This is a genomic window from Pseudomonas sp. C2B4, assembly GCF_013359695.1.
In the GTDB taxonomy this organism is placed as follows: Bacteria; Pseudomonadota; Gammaproteobacteria; order Pseudomonadales; family Pseudomonadaceae; genus Aquipseudomonas.
Map to the genome: position 1 here is coordinate 24491 of NZ_JABFMU010000023.1, position 20108 is coordinate 44598.

The window sequence follows — 20108 nt, forward strand, 5'->3', positions numbered from 1 at the left end:
GGAGATCCCAATGCGCAAACACTTTTTAGCTTTTATGGCGACCTTGGCATTCGCAGGTGCTGCCCAAGCAGGCGCGCAGCCCCCTACAGACTTCTCGGATGGGGACAACAGTAATGAGGACGCATGTGGCGCAACCCTTTGTCTGCTTGGCATGTCCCGCGATGGTGATTGCAACAAATATCTCAAGCGCTATTTCAGCATCGTGAGATTCAAGCACGGGCACTTCAGCCCTTCACGCACTGCCGCTGCTCGAGGGAATTTCGTGGCGCAATGCGTTGGTGATCAGGCTGGGGCCAAAAAAGCAAACGATCAGTGGGGAGGCTCACGCAATGGATTCTAAGTTGCACGCTTTCCGTATTTTTGCCTTCTCCGCGCTATTTGGCTTGGTGTCGCCGATTGCATGGGCGAACCAGCCCACGGACGCCAAGTCGTCAGCGGTGGCTGTCGATGTTGATGGTGCCCGCCGTATCGAGGTGGGGTTTTCTCCGGAAGGATCTGCCCGCGATTTGGTACTGCGAACCATAAATTCAGCCTCCAGCTCGATCAGGCTCTCGGCCTACATGTTCACCAGTCCTGATGTTGCGAAAGCATTGATCACTGCGAAACAGCGCGGGGTCGATGTGGCGGTGGTTGCTGATTACCAAGGCAACCTGCAGGGCAACGGCTCACGGGCTGGGAAACACGCTCTGTCACTCCTGGTACGTGCTGGCATACCGACGCGCACTATCAGCACTTACGCGATTCATCATGACAAGTTCATCGTAGTGGATGGCAAAGCGGTAGAAACCGGAAGCTTCAACTACACCGCTGCCGCCGCCAAGAGCAACAGCGAGAACGCATTGGTGGTTTGGAATGATGCCGATCTCGCCGAGCAATACCTGAACCACTGGCAAAGCCGGTGGGATCAGGGCAAAGCTTTCAAGCCGCAATATTGAGCGAGGGTCTACCAATGGACAAAGACGAAAACCCAATGGACAAGGATCGAACGCAACAGGGTGAACGTGGTGCTTATCAGCTGACTGGAGCCAAGCGACCTGGTGAGAACGTAGCAGAGCATGTGAACGCTTCGCCACGGAATGCCGAAGACTGGGCGACCGATCATAAGCGCAGTAGTGAGCCATCCTTCGAGCTGTTTCAAAAGTACGGTCCAGCTATCCAGCCGGACATTGGCAGGGCCTACGAAGGTCCAATCGTTCATCGCGATTCCCAGTCGTTTTATCAAGCATCACGGGTCAATGGTTACGATGTTTTGATTGAACACAAGCGCACGTCGCTCAACAGCGCGCAATCCAACGTGTTCACCAATGACAGGTCAGTGAGCGTTCGTTATGTGTCTGAAAGCGTCGGCATAGCGAAGCCAGCCCTGGAGCTGGATGGACAAAGATCACCGGAACGCCTGCCGAAAGGCGCCGCTGGAATAGGGCGGGTTTAATCCGCTTTCAATTGCTGCAGATCTAGGACAGATAAGAGGATTAGGACATGGCCAAAGAAGACGTTACTAAAACCACCTACACCATCAATCAGGAAGGCAAAGAGCGTCAGGTATTCACTGACGCAAAGGCTGCGGGAGAAGCGTGGTTCAAGGCAGACTTGACCAATAAACCGATGATCCTGGTACAAGAGCCCGGTGATCGTCCGAAAATGTACGCTGGCACCGGTGTGCATGAAGGTAAGGCATACAAGGATTTGCCGTTTGATAATGCACCTGGCGCTGCTGAGTTCAAGGCGTCGTTCAAAGACGCCCTCGAATTGAGCAAGAAGGAGCTGGCAGGCGCTGCAGCAGGTAAGCCAGTCGAACATGAGCAAGCCCGTTCAAAACAAGCGGATATGCCGGCGTTCGAGCACGCTGTAACTGGCAAAACCTACGAAGGTAAGGTTGTCGGGTTCAAAGAGAACCAAGTCATCCAGCAGATTGTGAACGGTGATCGAGTGACGCACATTGCGCATGATCGCTCTGCGCTGAGCAGCGCTAAGTCCGGGCTTGTCCAAAGTGGGAAAGACCTTTCCATTCGTTACCCTTTCGCCGGTGTAGGCATCGTCAAAGACCGTCAGCTGCAGCATGAACAAAAGGTGCCTTCGCACCAGCCAAAGGGGTTCGGCGGAATGGGCCGAGACTGAACATAGGTAGATTGTTTGAAAAGGGGGCTTTGCCCCCTTTTTGCTGCCTGCGGTAAATGTGGAAGCGCGCCATGCTGTCAGAACGAAGCGCGGTCAAGGGGTTCGGGGAGCAATGGAACAGTAAACGCACTTAAGCCCAGTACCTGCCCGCAAACCAGCGCTCTGTCTGGGGAGTACGATAAAACCACCGTTTTATGAAACCGCTTTAACGAACATCAGGAAGGACCGTAAACATCCGAAAAGCGGTTCGATAAACTCGTTTCGACAATCAGAGTTCTCCAATCAACAGTCACATACGAGTAAAGCGAACTCTAATTCGTGCTTACGTTGGTTTTCGGTTCCATTGCTCCCCAAATGTCGTTTTCAGAAGGCGACTGCACCAGTTCACTGGGCTGGCCGCCGTGTGTGCATAGAACTTCTGACCGGGAACGGTCAGAAGTTCTATGCACGAAGCGCCGCGAGAGATCGGAATTGCTCAGAACTCTTGTGCACGGCGCGACAAAGCCGGAACCGCCGAAAATTCCGGCGATCAACCGGCAAGCTGCTTGATGCGCTCGGCCAGGCGGCCGAAAGCCTCGTTCACGTATTCCAGCACCTTGGGTTCTGCGCCCTGCGTGCGCAGCGAGTCTTTGAAGGCTTCCAGGTCGGACAGCCATTGCCGATGCAGGCGGCCCAGCTCGTCGAGCTGAGGCCGGAAGTCTTGGAGACTGCCGCTCGCACGAAACGCCTGGTAGCCACGCTCAAGCGTGGCCGCCGTGGTCAGCAGTTGCGCGCCCATTTGCTTGTGCTGTTCGGAGAACTCGGCCATGCCGTCATAGGGCCGCGAAGCCTTGCGGCGCTCGGCTTCGGATGCCTCTTCCATGATGCGGGCGTAGCGGTAGAACCCTGGGAACTCGCGGGACAGCGCCATGAGCTGCTGATCGGATGTGCCGACCCAAATCCTGTGCAGGTCAGGCCCGTACCCCATCATGCGATTGATGATGGCATGGGCCTCGCTGACACCCTGGGCGGCAAGCTGCTGCATGTGTTGGTCGATCTTCGCGGCCAGTCGGCGGAATTCGTTCATGCTCATGTCCGTCACAAAAGGCGCGTTGATTGCCCTTGCGCCGTGAGAAGTGCCACCGCCTTCTTATCGAAGGAAACGAAGGTTTCCCCGCCAAGCCAGTTGCCTTCGTAGGCAATGACGCCATCGGCAAAGTCTCCGCCCGCGTCGAGCACCAGCAAGCCAGCCTCCACGGCAGGCCGGTTCACTTCCACATTCGCGGCGGCCAGTAGTGCCCGGATCGCGCTGGCCGCGTCGGCTTGCTGGAAGCCGTAGACACGCAGCAGCACCCAAACAAATTCGCATAGGCACGGCAGCGCGACCGCGATCAACTCGGCGTCGGTCAAGACTGCGGCGGCAACGTCCGCTTGTGCGGGATCGTCACGCACAACCGCACGCACAAGGACGTTGGTATCGACTGCGACCTTCATTGCTTACCTGCCCAGCCTTGCGCCGCCGCCTCGTTGATTTCTTCGATGGTGGCAACCTTCTGCGTCTTGCCCGCGAGCAGGCCGACAAAGCTGGCTATCGTCCCTGCGGGCCGTGCCGCCTTGAGCACGCCCCGACCGTCTGGCAACAAGTCCAGCTCGATCTTGTCGCCTGGCCTGATGCCGAGGTGTTGCAGTACGTCCTTCCGAAACGTCACTTGTCCCCGTGCGGTAACGGTCAATGTGGTCATGGTGGTTTGCCCTCGCAATCAAGGTTGATGCTTCACATAGTAATGCAAAAATGCCTTACCGTCAATGTCCGTCAAACGATCATTAGTCGGCCATGCCGGACACTGTCCAGCAAAGTTATTGCACAACGGGTTGTCGGACATTAAGATAGGCGGACGGAATGACGGACAAGAGAGGCGGCAAATGGCACTGATCGGCTATGCGCGGGTATCGACGGCGGAACAGGACACCGCCTTGCAGACGGATGCGCTACGCAAGGCAGGCTGCGAGCGCGTTTTCGAGGACACGGCTTCCGGGGCCAAGGCCGACCGCCCCGGCTTGGCTGATGCGCTGGCCTACCTGCGCGACGGCGACGTGCTGGCCGTCTGGCGGCTGGATCGGCTCGGGCGCTCTATGCCGCACCTAATCGAAACGATAGGCGCGCTGGAAGCGCGAGGCGTCGGCTTCCGTTCTCTGACGGAAGCCATCGACACCACCACGCCAGGCGGGCGGCTCATCTTCCACGTGTTCGGCGCGCTGGGCCAGTTCGAGCGCGACTTGATCCGCGAGCGCACCAAGGCCGGGTTGACTGCCGCCGCCGCTCGTGGGAGGAAGGGCGGGCGAAAGCCGGTTGTCACCGCCGACAAGTTGCAGCGAGCGCGGGAGCACATCGCCAACGGGCTTAATGTCCGAGAGGCCGCTACACGGCTCAAGGTGAGCAAGACGGCCCTGTACACCGCGCTGCAATCCACCAGTGCAGCCGACTCCTGATATTCCGTGCAGTCGTCTTCTGAAAATGACAGCTACCCCGGTTACGCGCTGGGAACCGACAGCGAGCTGCCCGAGCCGGTCATCCTGTGGGTGGCGAAGCAAGTCCAGGCCGAGCCGGCGAGCTGGGCAAAGTACGGCGAGCGCGACGTGACCCGTCGCGAGCATGCCCAGGAACTGCGCACCTACCTGCAACTGGCCCCGTTCGGCCTGTCCGACTTCCGCGCCCTGGTGCGCGAGCTAACCGAGCTGGCCCAGCAGACCGACAAAGGCTTGCTGCTGGCCGGTCAGGCCCTGGAGAGCCTACGGCAGAAACGACGCATCCTGCCGGCGCTGAGCGTGATTGACCGGGCCTGCTCGGAAGCCATTGCGCGAGCCAATCGGCGGGTCTACCGCGCCCTGGTCGAACCACTCACGGACTCGCATCGGGCCAAGCTGGACGAGCTGTTGAAGCTCAAGGCCGGCAGCAGCATCACCTGGTTGACCTGGCTGCGCCAGGCACCGCTGAAACCCAACTCTCGGCACATGCTGGAACACATCGAGCGGCTGAAGACATTTCAGTTGGTGGACTTGCCCGAAGGCCTGGGCCGGCACATCCACCAGAACCGCCTGCTCAAGCTGGCCCGCGAGGGTGGGCAGATGACGCCCAAAGACCTCGGTAAGTTCGAGCCGCAGCGCCGCTACGCGACCCTGGCCGCCGTGGTGCTGGAGAGCACCGCGACCGTGATCGATGAGCTGGTCGATCTGCATGACCGCATCCTGGTCAAGCTGTTCAGCGGCGCGAAGCACAAGCATCAGCAGCAGTTCCAGAAGCAGGGCAAGGCGATCAACGACAAGGTGCGCCTGTACTCCAGGATCGGCCAGGCGCTGCTGGAAGCGAAGGAAAGCGGCAGCGACCCCTATGCCGCCATCGAGGCGGTGATTCCCTGGGACGAGTTCACCGAGAGCGTCAGCGAGGCCGAGCTGCTGGCCCGGCCGGAAGGCTTCGACCACCTGCACCTGGTCGGCGAGAACTTCGCCACCCTGCGCCGTTACACGCCGGCCTTGCTGGAGGTGCTGGAACTGCGCGCCGCGCCGGCCGCGCAAGGCGTGCTGGCAGCCGTGCAGACCCTGCGTGAGATGAACGCCGACAACCTGCGCAAGGTGCCGGCCGATGCACCCACGGCCTTCATCAAGCCGCGCTGGAAGCCGCTGGTGATCACCCCGGAAGGCCTCGACCGGAAATTCTACGAAATCTGCGCCCTGTCCGAGCTGAAGAACGCCCTGCGCTCCGGCGACATCTGGGTCAAGGGCTCGCGGCAGTTCCGCGACTTCGACGACTACCTGCTGCCGGCCGAGAAGTTCGCCGCACTCAAGCGCGAGCAGGCCCTGCCCCTGGCGATCAACCCGAACAGCGACCAGTACCTGGAAGAGCGTTTGCAGCTGCTGGACGAGCAGTTGGCCACCGTCACCCGCCTGGCCAAGGACAACGAGCTGCCCGATGCCATCCTCACCGAGTCAGGGCTGAAAATCACCCCGCTGGATGCGGCGGTGCCGGATCGGGCGCAGGCGCTGATCGACCAAACCAGCCAGTTACTGCCGCGCATCAAGATCACCGAACTGCTGATGGACGTGGACGACTGGACGGGCTTCAGCCGCCACTTCACCCACTTGAAGGACGGGGCCGAGGCCAAAGACAGGACGTTGCTGCTGTCCGCAATCCTCGGTGATGCGATCAACCTCGGGCTGACCAAGATGGCCGAGTCGAGCCCCGGCCTGACCTACGCCAAGCTGTCCTGGCTGCAAGCCTGGCACATCCGCGACGAAACCTATTCGGCGGCCTTGGCCGAGCTGGTCAACCACCAGTATCGCCACGCCTTTGCCGCCCACTGGGGCGACGGCACGACCTCATCCTCCGATGGCCAGCGCTTCCGCGCGGGTGGCCGGGGCGAGAGCACCGGGCACGTCAACCCGAAGTACGGCAGCGAGCCGGGACGGCTGTTCTATACCCATATCTCCGACCAGTACGCGCCGTTCAGCACCCGCGTGGTGAATGTCGGCGTCCGCGATTCCACCTATGTGCTCGACGGCCTGCTGTACCACGAGTCCGACCTGCGGATCGAGGAGCACTACACCGACACGGCCGGCTTCACCGATCACGTCTTTGCCCTGATGCACCTGCTAGGCTTCCGCTTCGCGCCGCGCATCCGCGACCTCGGCGAAACCAAGCTGTACGTGCCGCAGGGCGTGCAAGCCTACCCGACGTTGCGCCCGCTGATCGGCGGCACCCTGAACATCAAGCACGTGCGTGCCCACTGGGACGACATCCTGCGCCTGGCCAGCTCGATCAAGCAGGGCACCGTCACCGCCTCGCTGATGCTGCGCAAGCTCGGCAGCTACCCGCGCCAGAACGGACTGGCCGTGGCCCTGCGCGAGCTGGGCCGGATCGAGCGCACGCTGTTCATCCTCGACTGGCTGCAAAGCGTCGAGCTGCGCCGTCGCGTGCATGCCGGCCTGAACAAGGGTGAAGCGCGCAACTCCCTGGCCAGGGCGGTGTTCTTCAACCGCCTCGGCGAAATCAGGGATCGGAGCTTCGAGCAGCAGCGCTACCGGGCCAGCGGCCTCAACCTGGTGACGGCGGCTATCGTGCTGTGGAACACAGTGTATCTGGAACGCGCCACCCAGGGGCTGGTCGAGGCTGGTAAGCCGGTGGACGGCGAGCTGCTGCAATACCTGTCGCCGCTGGGTTGGGAACACATCAACCTAACCGGCGATTACGTCTGGCGGCAGAGCCGTCGGCTTGAAGACGGGAAGTTCAGGCCGCTACGGTTGCCCGGAAAACCTTAGCGTACGATTTTTTCCGTTTTCTCTATTCGCCCCTGGCAGTCGCGCAATGTCCTCGCTGTTTCACCAAGCTCACGGATGACGAGGGCAACTATCGGACCGTCGAGCAGATCCAGCTCGATGAGCGCCGGCAGAGCTGTCCTCATTGCGGCGAGCGGCTATGGACGCTGATGCGTCCAGGCAAGCCTGAAGGTAGCAGCCGGCGTTCCGTGATTCTCAAGTCCATGTGTCGCATACCAACGATCGGCCCCGTCAAGGCTGAGCAGCTGGTAGGCCAGTTCGGAGAGGAGTTTCTCGCCTCAATGCTGGCTGACAACGTCCATGAGTTCATCAATCTGATGGATCGCGACGGCAACTTCGTCTTCAGCGACAAACAGGCGAAGCGCATGGAGCGGGCAATGGCAAACATCGAGTTCGGCCTGGGCGAGGGCGGTTACCAACCGACCGAGTTCATCAAGCGGTATCTGCCGGACCACACGTTTGATCTGTTGATCGTGGATGAGGGCCATGAGTACAAGAATGCTGGCACTGCACAAGGCCAAGCGATGGGTGTTCTGGCAGCAAAAGCGCGCAAGACGTTGCTGCTGACGGGCACCTTGATGGGAGGCTATGCCGATGACCTGTTCTACCTGCTGTTCAGGATCCTTTCGAGGCGAATGATTGAGGACGGGTATCGGCCCAATGAGCGGGGAAGTCTGGCGCCGGCCGCGATGGCGTTCATGCGAGAGCATGGGGTGCTAAAGGACATCTACACCGAGAAGGACTCGCGGTCGCACAAAACTGCTCGTGGGAAAGCTGTGAGTGTGAGGTCTGTAAAAGCGCCAGGGTTTGGTCCGAAAGGGATTTTGAGGTACGTGCTGCCATTCACCGTTTTCCTGAAACTCAAGGACATCGGTGGAAACGTGCTGCCACCCTACGATGAGGAGTTCGTCGAGGTGGACATGGCTGATGAGCAAGCCGCGGCATACGCCAGGCTGGCTGCAACCCTGACAGCTGAACTGAGACAGGCACTGGCTCGTAGGGACACAACGCTTCTAGCAGCCTGTCGGACTTTTCCCCTCGCCGGTAGAATTGCGCATCGCTCCTGGAACCTGACTGTATGAGCCGCTTTCGACCGATAAACCGCGAAATCGACTACTTGCTCCCGCCGTCGGTGCAGGACTGGCTGCCCGAGTCACATTTGGCGCGCTACGTGGTGGAGGTCGTAGAGGGCCTGGATCTGTCGAAGCTGGAGAGCGTCTATGCGGGCCGTGGCAGCGCTGCCTACCATCCGGCTATGTTGCTGTCGTTGCTGATCTACGGCTATGCCACGGGTGCGTATTCAAGCCGCAAGATCGAGCGAGCCAGCTATGACTCCCTGGCGTTCCGGTTTATCGCCTGCGACCAGCACCCGGATCACGACACCCTGGCCAGCTTCCGCCGTCGCCACGGAGAGCAGTTCGCCGCGACCTTTGTGCAGGTACTGCAAATCGCGCGCGAGAACCAAGTCTCGCGTTTTGGCACGGTCAGTCTGGACGGCACCAAGATCCACGCCAATGCCTCGCGGCACAGCGCCCTGTCCTATGCTCACGCCGAGAAGATCGAGGCCCAGCTAAAGGCCGAGGTCCAGGAGATGCTCAAGCTGGCAGAAGCGGCCGATCAGAGCGACCTCCCCGACGGGGTCAGTCTGCCCGACGAGATCAAGCGGCGCGAAGACCGCCTGGCCGCCATAGCAGAAGCCAAGACCAAGATCGAAGCGCGGGCCAAGGAACGCCTCGAGCGCGAGCAGGCCGAGTATCAAGCCAAGCTGGACAAGCGCGAGGCCAAGGAAAAGGCCAACGGCAAGAAGCCTGGAGGCAAACCGCCGAAGCCGCCGCAGGTGGGCCCGCGCCCGGACGACCAGATCAACCTGACCGACGAAGAGTCGCGCATCATGAAGGTGGCTGGTGGCGGCTTCGAGCAGTGCTACAACGCCCAAGCGCTGGTCGATAGCGAATCCATGTTGGTCATGGCGCCGCATGTGACCCAGGCGGGCAACGACAAGGAACAGGTCGTACCGATGCTGGCCAAGCTTCAAGCGCTTCCCGAGGAGCTGAACCAGCCGGAGAAATTCCTGGCCGATAGCGGCTACTTCAGCGAGAAGAATGTCGAAGCCTGCGAGGCCGCCAGGATCGAGCCCCTGATTGCCGTGGGCCGCGACGCCCACCATCGGCACTGGCGCGAGCGTTTCGAAGAGCCGGCAGCGTCATCGGAGCCGACCAGTCCGGTCGACAAAATGAAGCACCGACTCAAGACCAAGGCCGGGCGCGCGGCCTATGGGCAGCGCAAGCAGACGGTGGAACCGGTATTCGGAATCATCAAGTCGGTGATGGGCTTCCGTCAGTTCCTGCTGCGCGGTCTGGCGAATGTCCAGAACGAATGGACCCTGGTGTGCCTGGCGTGGAACTTGAAACGCATGGCCACGTTGCGCCCGCATTCCGTTCAAAATGCGTGAACAGAGGCTGAATCCGCTCGAATTCAGGAAATTCAGGGCAACAACCGGTTAAAAACGCTCAAATAGTGGGCAATTCGCTTTGTCTTTGTCGCGCTCTGTCCATTTATGAATTCAAGTCCGACAGGCTGCTAGGGTTCGCCCATTCTTTTTTACATGATGCTTTTCTGATGACTGCCGACGACCGTATCAAACTCGAACCGAGCTGGAAACACGCCCTGCGCGAGGAGTTCGAGCAGCCGTACATGAACGAGCTGCGCGAGTTCCTGCGCCAGGAGCACGCGGCGGGCAAGGAAATCTACCCGCCGGGCCCGCTGATCTTCAACGCGCTCAACTCTACGCCGCTGGACAAGGTCAAGGTGGTGATCCTCGGCCAGGACCCGTACCACGGCCCCGGCCAGGCCCATGGCCTGTGCTTCTCGGTGCAGCCGGGCGTGCCGGCGCCGCCGTCCTTGGTCAATATCTATAAAGAGCTCAAGCGCGACCTCAATATCGATATCCCCAGCCACGGCTGCCTGCAAAGCTGGGCTGACCAGGGCGTGTTGCTGCTCAACACCACCATGACCGTGGAGCGCGCCAATGCCAACGCCCATGCGGGCAAGGGCTGGCAGTTCTTTACCGACCGGGTGATCGAGGTGGTCAGTGAGCATCAGCCGCATTTGGTGTTCCTGCTGTGGGGCGCCCATGCCCAGGGCAAGCAGAAGCTGATCGATGCGACCAAGCACCTGGTGCTGACCTCGGTGCATCCATCGCCGTTGTCGGCGTATCGCGGGTTCTTGGGGTGTGGGCATTTCAGCCGGACCAACAAGTTTCTTGAGCAAAATGGCGAGACGCCGATCGAGTGGCGGTTGCCGCCTATCTAAGGCTCAACGCCAATGGGTGTGTGGGAGCGAGCAAGCCCGCTCCCACAGTAGAGAGGTGCCAGCTTTTAGACGGTGCCCGGCTGGCGGTTCCAGTGGCGGAATAACGGCTCCGCCAGGAACAACACAAACAACAGTCGCATCACCTGCATTGCCGTCACCAACGGCACCGACAGTTGCAGGGTCTGCGCCGTCAAACTCATCTCCGCAATCCCGCCGGGCATCATGCCCAGCGTCAGCGAACGCAGATCCAACTGCGTCAACGCACTCAAGCCCAGCGCCGCCAGGGTGGCGATCAACATGCTCAGCAGTGTGCCAATCACCGTACGGCCCATGAACGACGGCGCCCGGCGGAAGAACTGCCGGTTGAAGTGGCAACCCAGGCCGCTGCCGATCAACCATTGGCCGATTTGGCTGCCGCCGTCGGGCAGGCCGATGTGCAGATCCCAGGTGATACTGGCGATGGCGCTGACCAGCAACGGCCCGAACAACCAGGGGTTGGGTTGGCGCAGGCGCTGCCAACCCCAGGCGACCAGGGCGCCGACGGGAAACAACAGGGCCAGCCAGGCCCAATCCACGGGCGCCGGGTGAAACTGTGGCGCACCGCCGCCCAGCAAGTACTTGAAGATCGCCGGCACGCACAGCACCACCAGCAATACCCGCAGACTCTGGCCAGCGGCCACGCGACTGAGCACTGCGCCATTGCGCGCGCCCAGGTTGACCATCTCGCCGGAACCGCCCGGCATGCTCGAAAAAAACGCGGTGGCGCGGTCTTCACCGCTGCGGCGCATCAGCCACACACCGACAATGCTCGACAGGCTGGTGACCAGCGCACCGAAGAAGATCAGGCCAAAGTGGCTCATCACCTGCTCGACCACCAACGGGGTGAAGTGCAGACCGATGCCGATGCCCACCACCCATTGCCCGCATTTGCGCCCGCCGGGAATCTCGGCCAACTGCCAAGGGGTGAGGCAACGCACCAGGATGATCGCCAGCAACGAGCCGACCATATACGGCAAAGGCCAGCCGATCAGGCTGGCCAGGTAACCGCCGGCCAGGCCGACCAGCGGTGTTCCCCACCAATGTCTGAGGCTGACCTCAGACATCGGCTACAGCACGACGCTGCAGGGCGCGCTTGCGCCAGATGCGCAGCAGCGGTACGAACAGCATGATTGCAGTCAGCACCCACACGCCAAAGGTGATCGGGCTGGACCACAGGATCTCCAGCGCACCGTTGGAGATCGACAGCGCCCGACGCAGGTTCTGCTCCATCAGGCCGCCGAGGATAAAGCCCAGCAGCAGTGGCGACAGCGGGAAATCCAACTTGCGCAGGATATAGCCGAAGATGCCGATGCCGATCATCAGGAACAGATCGAAGGTGGTGGCGTGGACCGCGTAGACGCCAATGGCGGTGATGATGGCAATCACCGGCACCAGTGCCCAGTTCGGCACGGCAAGGATGCGCGTGAAGATGCGGATCATCGGGATGTTGAGGACCACCAGCATGATGTTGGCGATAAACAGCGAAGCGATCAGGCCCCAGACAATGTCCGGTTGTTGTTGGAACAGCAGCGGGCCAGGTGTGATGTTGTACAGCGACAGGGCGCCGATCATCACCGCCGTGGTGCCCGAGCCTGGAACGCCCAGGGTCAGCATTGGCACCATGGCGCCGCAGACTGAAGCGCCGATGGCGGTTTCCGGGGCGGCCAGGCCGCGCATGTCGCCCTGGCCGAACTTGCCACTGGCGCCGGCGATACGTTTCTCGGTCATGTAGGCCACGGCCGAGGCCATGGTCGCACCGGCACCGGGCAGCACGCCGATGATAAAGCCCGAGATGCCGCAACGTATGTTCACCGTCAACACCGACAAGGCTTCCTTGACGTTGAACATCATGCGTCCGGTAGCTTTCACGGCTTCCTGGCCGCGGTGGGTTTTTTCCAGGAGCAGGAGGATTTCACTGATAGAGAACAGGCCCAGTACCAGGACCACGAACTGGATGCCGTCCGTCAGGTGAATATTGTCGCCAGTGAAGCGGTACACGCCACTGTTGGCGTCGATACCCACCGCCGACAGGAACAGGCCGATCAGCGCTGCGACAAAGGTTTTCAGCGGTTTGTCACCGGCCATGCCGCCCAGGCAGACAATCGCAAACACCATCAGGACGAAATATTCCGCCGGGCCGAAGGCTATCGCCCATTTGGCCAGCAGCGGTGCGAACAGCACCATGCCGCAGGTGGCGATAAACGCACCGATGAACGAACTCCAGGCCGACAACGACAACGCTACACCGGCCATGCCTTTACGGGCCATCGGGTAGCCGTCGAGGGTGGTCATCACGGTGGAGGCTTCGCCCGGGATGTTCAGCAGGATCGAGCTGATCCGCCCGCCATATTCGCAGCCCAGGTACACCGCTGCCAGCAGGATCAGCGCCGACTCGGGCGGCAGGCCCAGGGCGAACGCGATGGGGATCAACAAGGCCACGCCATTGATCGGCCCCAGGCCTGGCAATAGCCCAACCACGGTGCCGATCAGGGTGCCGATCAGTGCGGTCACCAGGTTATAGGGGCTCAGCGCGACGCCGAAACCCTGGCCCAAATAGCCAAAAGTATCCATATCAGTTCTCCAGAACGTCGAGCAGACCGAGGGGCAGCGGCACGTCCATGGTTTTATCGAACAGCAGATAAAGACCGACGCTCATCAAGGTGATGACCACCGCACTGGGCAGCCAGCGGCCGCCATACAGCCGTGCCATCGGAATACCGATCAGCATGCTGCTGAGCATGAAACCCAGGGGTTCAAACGTGGCGGCAAACACCAGCAGCAAGACCACACAGATCCCGATCTTGACCAGGGTCGGGCGGTCCAGCGCCGGTTCATCTTCAGTATGTTTGGTGGGTTGCGGACGAATCAGCATGTAGATCAACGCCAGGCCCATCAGCCCGAGCAGCAGCAGCGGGAACGCCCGGGGTCCTACGGGTTCGTAGGAAAAGGCCGCCTGATAGGGCCAGGCCATCAGCGCCAGGCCGATGCAGACCAACAACATCACGCCAGCGAAAATGCGTTGTAAGAGCATAGGGGACTCCTTTGCGACTCGTATAGGCGCTAGCTTGCTCACGAAGAACGCCAGGACATCGCGTGTATCCAGGCAGCACGCGTCATCGTTGCAGTTTTTCGCGAGCAAGCCCGCTCCCACAGAGGGGCGATTACTGGATCAGGCCGAACTCTTTGGCCAGCACTTTGTAGTCAGCCACCTGTTTCTTCACGTAGGTGTCCAGCTCCTGGCCGGTCATGGCGAACGGGAACAGCTCGCGCTGGTCGCGCAGCTTGGCGAAGTCCTCGGAGGCCAGCAGTTTGTCGAACGCGGCTTTCCACCAGGCGTAGTCTTCATCGCTGACTTTTGGCCCGAGGTAGAAACCACGCACCACCGGCCAGACGATGTCGTAGCCTTGCTCCTTGGCCGTCGGGATATCCTTCATTTCCGGCTCGTCCAGGCGCTGCTCGGAGAACACCGCCAGCAGGCGCATATCACCGCTCTGGATGTGTGGCATGGAGTCGGAGATATCGGTACTGCCGACCTGGATATGCCCGCCGAGCAGGGCGGTGGCGATTTCGCCGCCGCCTTCGAGGGCCACGTAACGCAGGTCACGCGGGTTGATCCCGGCGGCCTTGGCGATCAGTGCGGTTTGCATCCAGTCCTGGCTGCCGACGGTGCCGCCGGAGCCGATCACCACTTTGCTCGGATCTTTCTTCAGGGCCTGGACCAGGTCGTCGAGGCTCTTGTAGGGCGAGTCGGATTTGACCGCAATCGCGCCATAACTGGTGCCGACGGCGGCCAGCCATTTCACGGCGCTCTCATCAAAACGCCCGAACTTGCCCTGGGCCAGGTTCAGCAGCGAACCGCTGGACCAGGCCACCAGCGTGCCGGCATCGGCGGGGCGCTGGGCCACGACGGCGTTGTAGGCCACCGCCCCGACGCCGCCGGGCATGTAGGTCACGCGCATCGGCTTGCTCAGCAGCTTTTCGTTGATCAGTGCGCTTTGCACCAGCTTGCAGGTCAGGTCAAAACCACCGCCGGGGGAGGCCGGTGCGATGCATTCCGGGCGCTTGGGTTCTTCGGCGGCCAGCAGTTGACCGGCAAACAGCATGCAGCCGGCGGCCAGGGCAAATTTACGTAGGGATGAAGACATGAGGAACTCCGTCATTGTTGTTATTGGGGAGATGACTTTCAGCGGTTACCACAGCGCGACGCTGTAACTGACCAGCACGCGCACTTCGTCTGCGTCCCGGGCCGAGTAGTTGGAGCGGTAGGTGGCGTTGCGCAGGCGCACGGCCACGTCCTTGAGGGTGCCGCTTTGCACCACGTATTTGATCTCGGTGTCGCGTTCCCACTCTTTGCCGGTGTCGCCGTTCTTGAGCTGGATATTGTCACCGGACATGTAACGGCTCATGAAACTCAGGCCGGGAATCCCCAGCTTGGCGAAGTCGTAGTCGTAGCGGGCCTGCCAGGAGCGTTCTTCGGCGCCGGCAAAGTCGTTGAGCTGCACGAAGTTGATGAGGTACGGGTTGCTGCCATCCACATAGGGGAATGCACTGTCACCGAACATGCGCTGGTAGCCGGCGCTCAGTTTATGGCCGTTGAGGCCGTAGCTGAAAATGCTACTGAAGGATTTGTTGTCAATGTTGCCAGCGCGTGCACTGCCGGCGTCATCGCTGATGGCCAGGCGCATGTCGGCGGCGAAGGTGCCGGGGCCCATCGGGCTGGAAGTGAGCAGGCCGAGGAAGTGCTGGCGGTACACGTCGTCCAGTTGGGCGAAGTGGTAGCTGCCGGTGACTTTTTCGGCAAACTTGTAGTCCACGCCGCCGAAGTTGAAGTATTTGCCGGTGGCTCCACTGACGAAGCGGCCGTTCTTGTTGTTGAGGGCGATATCCTCATAGTTGCTGTCGTTGCGGTCCTTGACCTTGTCCAGGCGCCCACCGGTGAACGTCAGGTTCTTGAACTCCTTGGAGGTCAGCAGGCCGCCGTTGAAGGTCTGCGGCAGGATGCGCCCGTCGTTGGGCTTGAGGATTGGCAGCTCAGGGATCAGCGAACCGATTTTCAGCTCGGTGGCCGAGATTTTCACTTTGCCGGTCAGGCCCAGCTTCGAGTATTCGTCGGCGGCGCGGCCATCATCGTGGGTCGGCAGCAGGCCGCTGCCGGTGCGGTCCGGGCTGGAGTCGAGCTTGACCCCGAGCATGCCCAGCGCATCCACGCCAAAACCGACGGTGCCGTCGGTGTAGCCCGACTGCAGGTTGAGCATAAAGCCCTGGGCCCACTCGTCGCGCTTGGATTGCTGGGCGCTGGTGCCGTCGCGAAAGTCGCGGTTGAAGTACATGTTGCGGGTTTCCAGGGTCGCGCTACTGTCTTCAAAGAAGGCAGCCTGGGCAAGCGGCGAAAAGCCGGCAAGGGTAGCGGCACTGGCGAGGGCGGTCTGGGTCAGGCGGGAAAAACGAACAGACGGGCAAGTATTGGGCCGTGTAGGCAGCATCGGTGTGCACTCCGTTTATTGTTTTTATTTGGCGAAAACGCATCAGGGCGTTTTTCGGGCGCTATAGGTCAGATAGCTCGGAAGGTATAACCATCCGTTTTTGGATGCTAATGGGCGAACCTTTCACTAACCTTTCAACGCCCTTTCCATGTTTTCGGGCTTCACAGCACAGGCTGCGGCTGTAAACTGCGCCGCGAGTTGGTCAACCCGGGGCGGCGTCGGCCACCCCTTAACGAGGTAAGAATCCATGCGTGTCCTGCTCGTCGAAGACCATTTGCAACTCGCCGAAAGTGTGGCCCAGGCGCTCAAGAGCACGGGCTTGACGGTGGATGTGCTGCACGATGGCGTGGCTGCGGACCTGGCCTTGAGCAGCGAGGAGTACGCGGTGGCGATTCTCGATGTGGGCCTGCCGCGCATGGACGGCTTCGAGGTGCTGGCGCGCTTGCGGGCCCGTGGGAAAAACCTGCCGGTGTTGATGCTCACCGCCCGCAGCGATGTAAAGGATCGGGTGCATGGCCTTAACCTGGGGGCCGATGACTATCTGGCCAAGCCCTTTGAGTTGACCGAGCTGGAAGCCAGGGTCAAGGCCCTGTTGCGCCGCAGTGTGCTGGGCGGCGAGCGGCAGCAGACCTGCGGGGTGCTGGTGTATGACGTGGAAACCCGGCGTTTTACCCTCGGCGGTGAACTGCTGACGCTGACCTCCCGCGAGCAGGCGGTGCTTGAAGCGCTGATCGCCCGTCCTGGCCGGGTCATGAGCAAGGAACAACTGGCGTCCCAGGTATTTGGCCTGGACGAGGAAGCCAGCCCCGACGCCATCGAAATCTATGTGCATCGCTTGCGCAAGAAGCTTGATGGCCAGCCGGTTGCCATCGTTACCTTCCGCGGCCTTGGTTACTTGCTGGAAGCCCGCGATGCGTAAGCACAGCAGCCTGCGTTGGCGTTTGCTGTGGAACCTGGCATTGCTGTTGGTGGTGCTGATGCTGGCCAGCGGCTTGAGTGCCTACTGGAACGGTCGCGAGGCGGCCGACACCGCCTACGACCGCACCCTGCTGGCCTCGGCCCGCACCATCGCTGCTGGGTTGTCCCAGCGTGACGGCACCCTGAGCGCCGATGTGCCCTACGTGGCATTGGACACCTTCGCCTACGACAGCGCCGGGCGGATTTACTACCAGGTCAATGATATTCACCAGAAGCTGATTTCAGGCTACGAACACCTGCCTGGCCCGCCGCCCGGTACGCCACGCACCGACGATTACCCGGCCCTGGCGCGGTTCTATAACGCCAAGTACCAGGGGCAGAATGTGCGGGTGGTGAGCCTGCTCAAGGCGGTGTCGGAGCCGAATATGAACGGCATGGCCGAAATCCGTGTGGCCGAAACCGACGAAGCCCGCGTCAGCATGGCCCGCAGCCTGATGGCCGACACTCTGCTGCGCCTGGGCATGCTGGCCGTCGGTGCCTTGTTGCTGGTGTGGTTCGCGGTGAGTGCGGCGTTGCGCCCGCTGGAGCGCTTGCGCACGGCAGTGGAAGAGCGCCAGCCGGATGATCTGCGCCCCTTGCCGTTGGTTGAGGTGCAGCACGAATTCGGGCCGCTGGTGCGAGCGTTGAACCACTTTACCGAACGCCTGCGCGGGCAGTTCGAGCGCCAGGCCCAGTTTATCGCCGATGCGGCCCACGAATTGCGCACCCCGCTGGCGGCCCTCAAGGCCCGGCTGGAGTTGGGCCTGCGCGCCGAGGAGCCGGCGATCTGGCGCAGCACCCTGGAAACAACGGCGCAAGGCACGGATCGCTTGACCCACCTGGCCAATCAGTTGCTGTCCCTGGCCCGCATCGAAAACGGTGCGCGGGCGATTGCCGAAGGTGGCGCGCAGTTGCTCGACCTCAGCCAATTGGCCCGTGAGTTGGGCATGGCCATGGCGCCCCTGGCGCATGCGCGGGGCGTGGCGCTGGCGTTGGAGGCCGATGAGCCGGTGTGGTTGCGTGGCGAGCCGACCTTGCTGAATGGGGTTGTAAGCCGGAACCGCCGAAATTTCCGTCAGCCCAGTTCCAGTCCCGCCACGAGCGCATCCAGGTCGATGAACTTGCCGTCAGTCTGGAAGGTGTAATGCCCGTTCAGCAGGATGTGCCGCCAGGCCGCTGGCGAACCCACGAGCGCACCGCGCTGGCCAGCGCGTCGCCGGAAGCTCTATGCGCCCATCTGCCTCTACTGGAAAACCAGGTCAGCAACGTCTGGTCGATGGGTAAGGATGGCCGCTCCTACTGGCCCATCAAGCGCCAGGCCGCCACGGCGGATCGCATTGCCAACCACAAGGGACGCAATCCGCAAGAGCGCGCCTCCCTGAAAAAGCGTCTGCTGCGCAAGTGGATGAGCAAATGAACCTGTCCACCATCGAGGCGCTGGCTATCGCTTGGGCGCGAATCGCTGAAGAAGCAGAACTCCCAGCCGGCTACGAGGGCACGGCGACGCCAGAGGCGCATCGGGCCTGCGAGGTGATCCAGGAGCGGATTCGAGAGCACGTCGTCGCCACCAATGACATGCGGCTGTTCGGCCTGCTGCACCTGCTTGGGCAGGCGTCGCTGCGCATGGAGCAAGCGCTGTGGCCGGAAGAATATGCGCGGATGACCCGCGAGGTCGAGGAAGCTCTCCGAGAGGCCGACGACCCCAACGCCAAGTCGTACACCCACGAAGAAGTCATGCGGGCGATGCAGGAACTCATCGACCAAGCGCGAGACAAGCCATGTTGATCGGCTGACGGAAATTTCTGGGTTTCCGGCTTACAACCCCGAGTTGGACCATATTCGCCATAACGGTCGTCGTGTCCGCCAGGCTCGAACGTCTTGAACTTGATGTAAGCGGGTTCGATAAGACCTAGCCGATTCAACGTTATCACTGACACAGGGTCGTGGGCGTTCGTACCATCGACGCCGGGACCGTAGGCAAGTGGAATGGCGGGGGCCCCGCCGAAGGTGGGTTCCGCGTCCGCAGGACCGCCGCAGGCGTATTCTGCTTGACGGTGCGCAGTGACCCCCAGTCTGCGCCGGGGTGTGTGGGGTAGCTTCACCACCCCGCGCACCCGAGGCCTGGGCGACCCCAGCGCGTTGACAAGGGCCGCGCCCTTGGTGTTGCTTTGTTCTGCCGTCCAGGGGGCCCCCTGGCTGCCAGGGGCTATCCTAGCTCTGCTTGACGACCACCGTGTTGCAAAATTCGCTAGCGCGAGTGATGGAAACACCGGCAAGTTTAGCCAACAGACCAATAGGAATGAGCCCGACCAAATGTTGGTACCGGGCCAATTTTGAAACCCGCTGATATGGGGTCGCCCCTAGAAACTTCTGCCGCTGTTCTACAACGGCGAAGGGCACGCCCACGGCGCGGCTTATCTTCGCGGCTGACATTGATCCGAACAGTGATTCGTAACCCAGCCACGGACCGACATAGTTTTTTAGCGGGGCCGCTGCTCGTGGCTTCGGTAATGGTTTAGCAGGGGTATGGCCTAACGTTTCACGCCAGTTTCGAACCGTTGATCTTGATACTCCTGCCAGATCTGCCACGTCCTGGTCATGCACAAGGCCTAAGAGCGGCTTGTAGGGACGCAACGGGTGGTTGATGGGGAAACGCTTTGGTTTAGGGAGTGAGGCCGGTCCCGGCTTGGCCTTGACCCCTAAAGACTTCCGGTATTGATCGACGCTGTAGGCTGAAACCCCGCAAAGACGCGCTACAGTGCGAGTTGATTCTATGCCCAGCAAATGCCGGTAGGGCTCGATGGCCATTCTTACATTCCAAGCTTCGATACCGAATAGCTGACGCCGGTAACGAATTACATTCTTTTTCGTACCGACAAGCTGAGCCAA

19 protein-coding genes and 3 pseudogenes are annotated in these 20108 nt (G+C 61.2%); 13 read left to right on the forward strand and 9 right to left on the reverse strand.

Going from position 1 to position 20108, the window contains the following annotated elements; genetic code table 11:
* Positions 1–10: 10 nt before the first annotated feature.
* Genes HNQ83_RS16225 through HNQ83_RS16240 form a run of 4 tightly spaced genes read left to right on the forward strand, consistent with a single transcriptional unit; the run spans position 11 to position 2118 of the window.
* Entirely contained in the window at positions 11–340 is a 330-nt protein-coding gene (locus HNQ83_RS16225) for a TrbM/KikA/MpfK family conjugal transfer protein (RefSeq protein WP_054902290.1), read from the forward strand.
* Positions 330–935, forward strand: a complete 606-nt coding sequence (locus HNQ83_RS16230; protein WP_175389885.1) for a phospholipase D family protein — start codon at positions 330–332, stop codon at positions 933–935. Before HNQ83_RS16225 ends, HNQ83_RS16230 begins: the two co-directional genes overlap by 11 nt.
* Before the next feature lie 14 nt (positions 936–949).
* Positions 950–1432 (forward strand): hypothetical protein, encoded by a 483-nt coding sequence (locus HNQ83_RS16235; RefSeq protein ID WP_175389886.1) that lies wholly within the window; start codon positions 950–952, stop codon positions 1430–1432.
* 47 nt (positions 1433–1479) lie between these two features.
* Positions 1480–2118, forward strand: coding sequence for a hypothetical protein (locus HNQ83_RS16240; RefSeq protein WP_175389887.1), 639 nt, complete (start codon positions 1480–1482; stop codon positions 2116–2118).
* Positions 2119–2647: 529 nt separating this feature from the next.
* Here the strand turns inward: HNQ83_RS16240 and HNQ83_RS31005 are convergent.
* Genes HNQ83_RS31005 through HNQ83_RS16255 form a run of 3 tightly spaced genes read right to left on the reverse strand, consistent with a single transcriptional unit; the run spans position 2648 to position 3839 of the window.
* Complete coding sequence (locus HNQ83_RS31005; protein WP_003159187.1) at positions 2648–3184, reverse strand: hypothetical protein; 537 nt, start codon at positions 3182–3184, stop codon at positions 2648–2650.
* A gap of 11 nt (positions 3185–3195) precedes the next feature.
* Entirely contained in the window at positions 3196–3591 is a 396-nt protein-coding gene (locus HNQ83_RS16250; RefSeq protein ID WP_003159186.1) for a type II toxin-antitoxin system VapC family toxin, read from the reverse strand.
* Entirely contained in the window at positions 3588–3839 is a 252-nt protein-coding gene (locus tag HNQ83_RS16255) for an AbrB/MazE/SpoVT family DNA-binding domain-containing protein (RefSeq protein WP_003108276.1), read from the reverse strand. Before HNQ83_RS16255 ends, HNQ83_RS16250 begins: the two co-directional genes overlap by 4 nt.
* Positions 3840–4020: 181 nt before the next feature.
* Here HNQ83_RS16255 and HNQ83_RS16260 point away from each other — a divergent pair, with 181 nt between their 5' ends.
* The 5 genes and pseudogenes from HNQ83_RS16260 (at position 4021) to ung (ending at position 10740) form a co-directional block, all read left to right on the forward strand.
* Positions 4021–4587 (forward strand): recombinase family protein, encoded by a 567-nt coding sequence (locus HNQ83_RS16260; RefSeq protein WP_003159185.1) that lies wholly within the window; start codon positions 4021–4023, stop codon positions 4585–4587.
* A gap of 33 nt (positions 4588–4620) precedes the next feature.
* A pseudogene (locus tag HNQ83_RS16265) lies at positions 4621–7410 on the forward strand (Tn3-like element TnAs1 family transposase); the annotation flags it as partial.
* 35 nt (positions 7411–7445) lie between these two features.
* A pseudogene (locus tag HNQ83_RS16270) lies at positions 7446–8471 on the forward strand (DEAD/DEAH box helicase); the annotation flags it as partial.
* Positions 8472–8506: 35 nt separating this feature from the next.
* A complete protein-coding gene (locus tag HNQ83_RS16275) occupies positions 8507–9880 on the forward strand; it encodes an IS1182 family transposase (RefSeq protein ID WP_003458619.1) in 1374 nt (457 codons plus the stop codon).
* A 164-nt stretch (positions 9881–10044) separates the two neighbouring features.
* Positions 10045–10740 carry a uracil-DNA glycosylase gene (ung, locus tag HNQ83_RS16280; RefSeq protein WP_162493905.1) on the forward strand — a complete coding sequence of 232 codons (696 nt, stop codon included), beginning with the start codon at positions 10045–10047 and terminating at the stop codon, positions 10738–10740.
* Positions 10741–10805: 65 nt separating this feature from the next.
* Here the strand turns inward: ung and HNQ83_RS16285 are convergent, their stop codons facing one another.
* From HNQ83_RS16285 to HNQ83_RS16305, 5 genes are all read right to left on the reverse strand, one after another.
* A complete protein-coding gene (locus HNQ83_RS16285; protein WP_099167912.1) occupies positions 10806–11843 on the reverse strand; it encodes an AbrB family transcriptional regulator in 1038 nt (345 codons plus the stop codon).
* On the reverse strand, positions 11836–13350 hold the full coding sequence (locus HNQ83_RS16290; RefSeq protein ID WP_076962520.1) for a tripartite tricarboxylate transporter permease: 1515 nt from the start codon (positions 13348–13350) through the stop codon (positions 11836–11838). Before HNQ83_RS16290 ends, HNQ83_RS16285 begins: the two co-directional genes overlap by 8 nt.
* Position 13351: 1 nt before the next feature.
* Positions 13352–13810, reverse strand: a complete 459-nt coding sequence (locus tag HNQ83_RS16295; RefSeq protein ID WP_076962519.1) for a tripartite tricarboxylate transporter TctB family protein — start codon at positions 13808–13810, stop codon at positions 13352–13354.
* A 130-nt stretch (positions 13811–13940) separates the two neighbouring features.
* Complete coding sequence (locus tag HNQ83_RS16300; protein ID WP_076962518.1) at positions 13941–14924, reverse strand: tripartite tricarboxylate transporter substrate binding protein; 984 nt, start codon at positions 14922–14924, stop codon at positions 13941–13943.
* A 45-nt stretch (positions 14925–14969) separates the two neighbouring features.
* The gene (locus tag HNQ83_RS16305; RefSeq protein WP_076962517.1) at positions 14970–16262 is read right to left on the reverse strand and encodes an OprD family porin; all 1293 of its coding nucleotides are present in this window, start codon (positions 16260–16262) and stop codon (positions 14970–14972) included.
* Positions 16263–16509: 247 nt separating this feature from the next.
* On the opposite strand from HNQ83_RS16305, the gene HNQ83_RS16310 reads away from it, so the two are divergent.
* The 4 genes and pseudogenes from HNQ83_RS16310 to HNQ83_RS16325 all read left to right on the forward strand — a co-directional run bounded on the left by HNQ83_RS16310 (position 16510) and on the right by HNQ83_RS16325 (position 19004).
* The gene (locus HNQ83_RS16310) at positions 16510–17181 is read left to right on the forward strand and encodes a response regulator (RefSeq protein ID WP_029299087.1); all 672 of its coding nucleotides are present in this window, start codon (positions 16510–16512) and stop codon (positions 17179–17181) included.
* A pseudogene (locus tag HNQ83_RS16315) lies at positions 17174–18274 on the forward strand (sensor histidine kinase N-terminal domain-containing protein); the annotation flags it as partial. The gene HNQ83_RS16310 and the pseudogene HNQ83_RS16315, both read left to right, overlap by 8 nt.
* 89 nt (positions 18275–18363) lie before the next feature.
* Positions 18364–18636: a hypothetical protein gene (locus tag HNQ83_RS16320; RefSeq protein ID WP_306156883.1), complete on the forward strand. Its 273-nt coding sequence runs from the start codon at positions 18364–18366 to the stop codon at positions 18634–18636.
* A complete protein-coding gene (locus tag HNQ83_RS16325) occupies positions 18633–19004 on the forward strand; it encodes a hypothetical protein (protein ID WP_023294894.1) in 372 nt (123 codons plus the stop codon). Before HNQ83_RS16320 ends, HNQ83_RS16325 begins: the two co-directional genes overlap by 4 nt.
* A gap of 426 nt (positions 19005–19430) precedes the next feature.
* Here HNQ83_RS16325 and HNQ83_RS16330 read toward each other — a convergent pair whose 3' ends face one another.
* Complete coding sequence (locus HNQ83_RS16330) at positions 19431–20108, reverse strand: hypothetical protein (RefSeq protein ID WP_256669011.1); 678 nt, start codon at positions 20106–20108, stop codon at positions 19431–19433.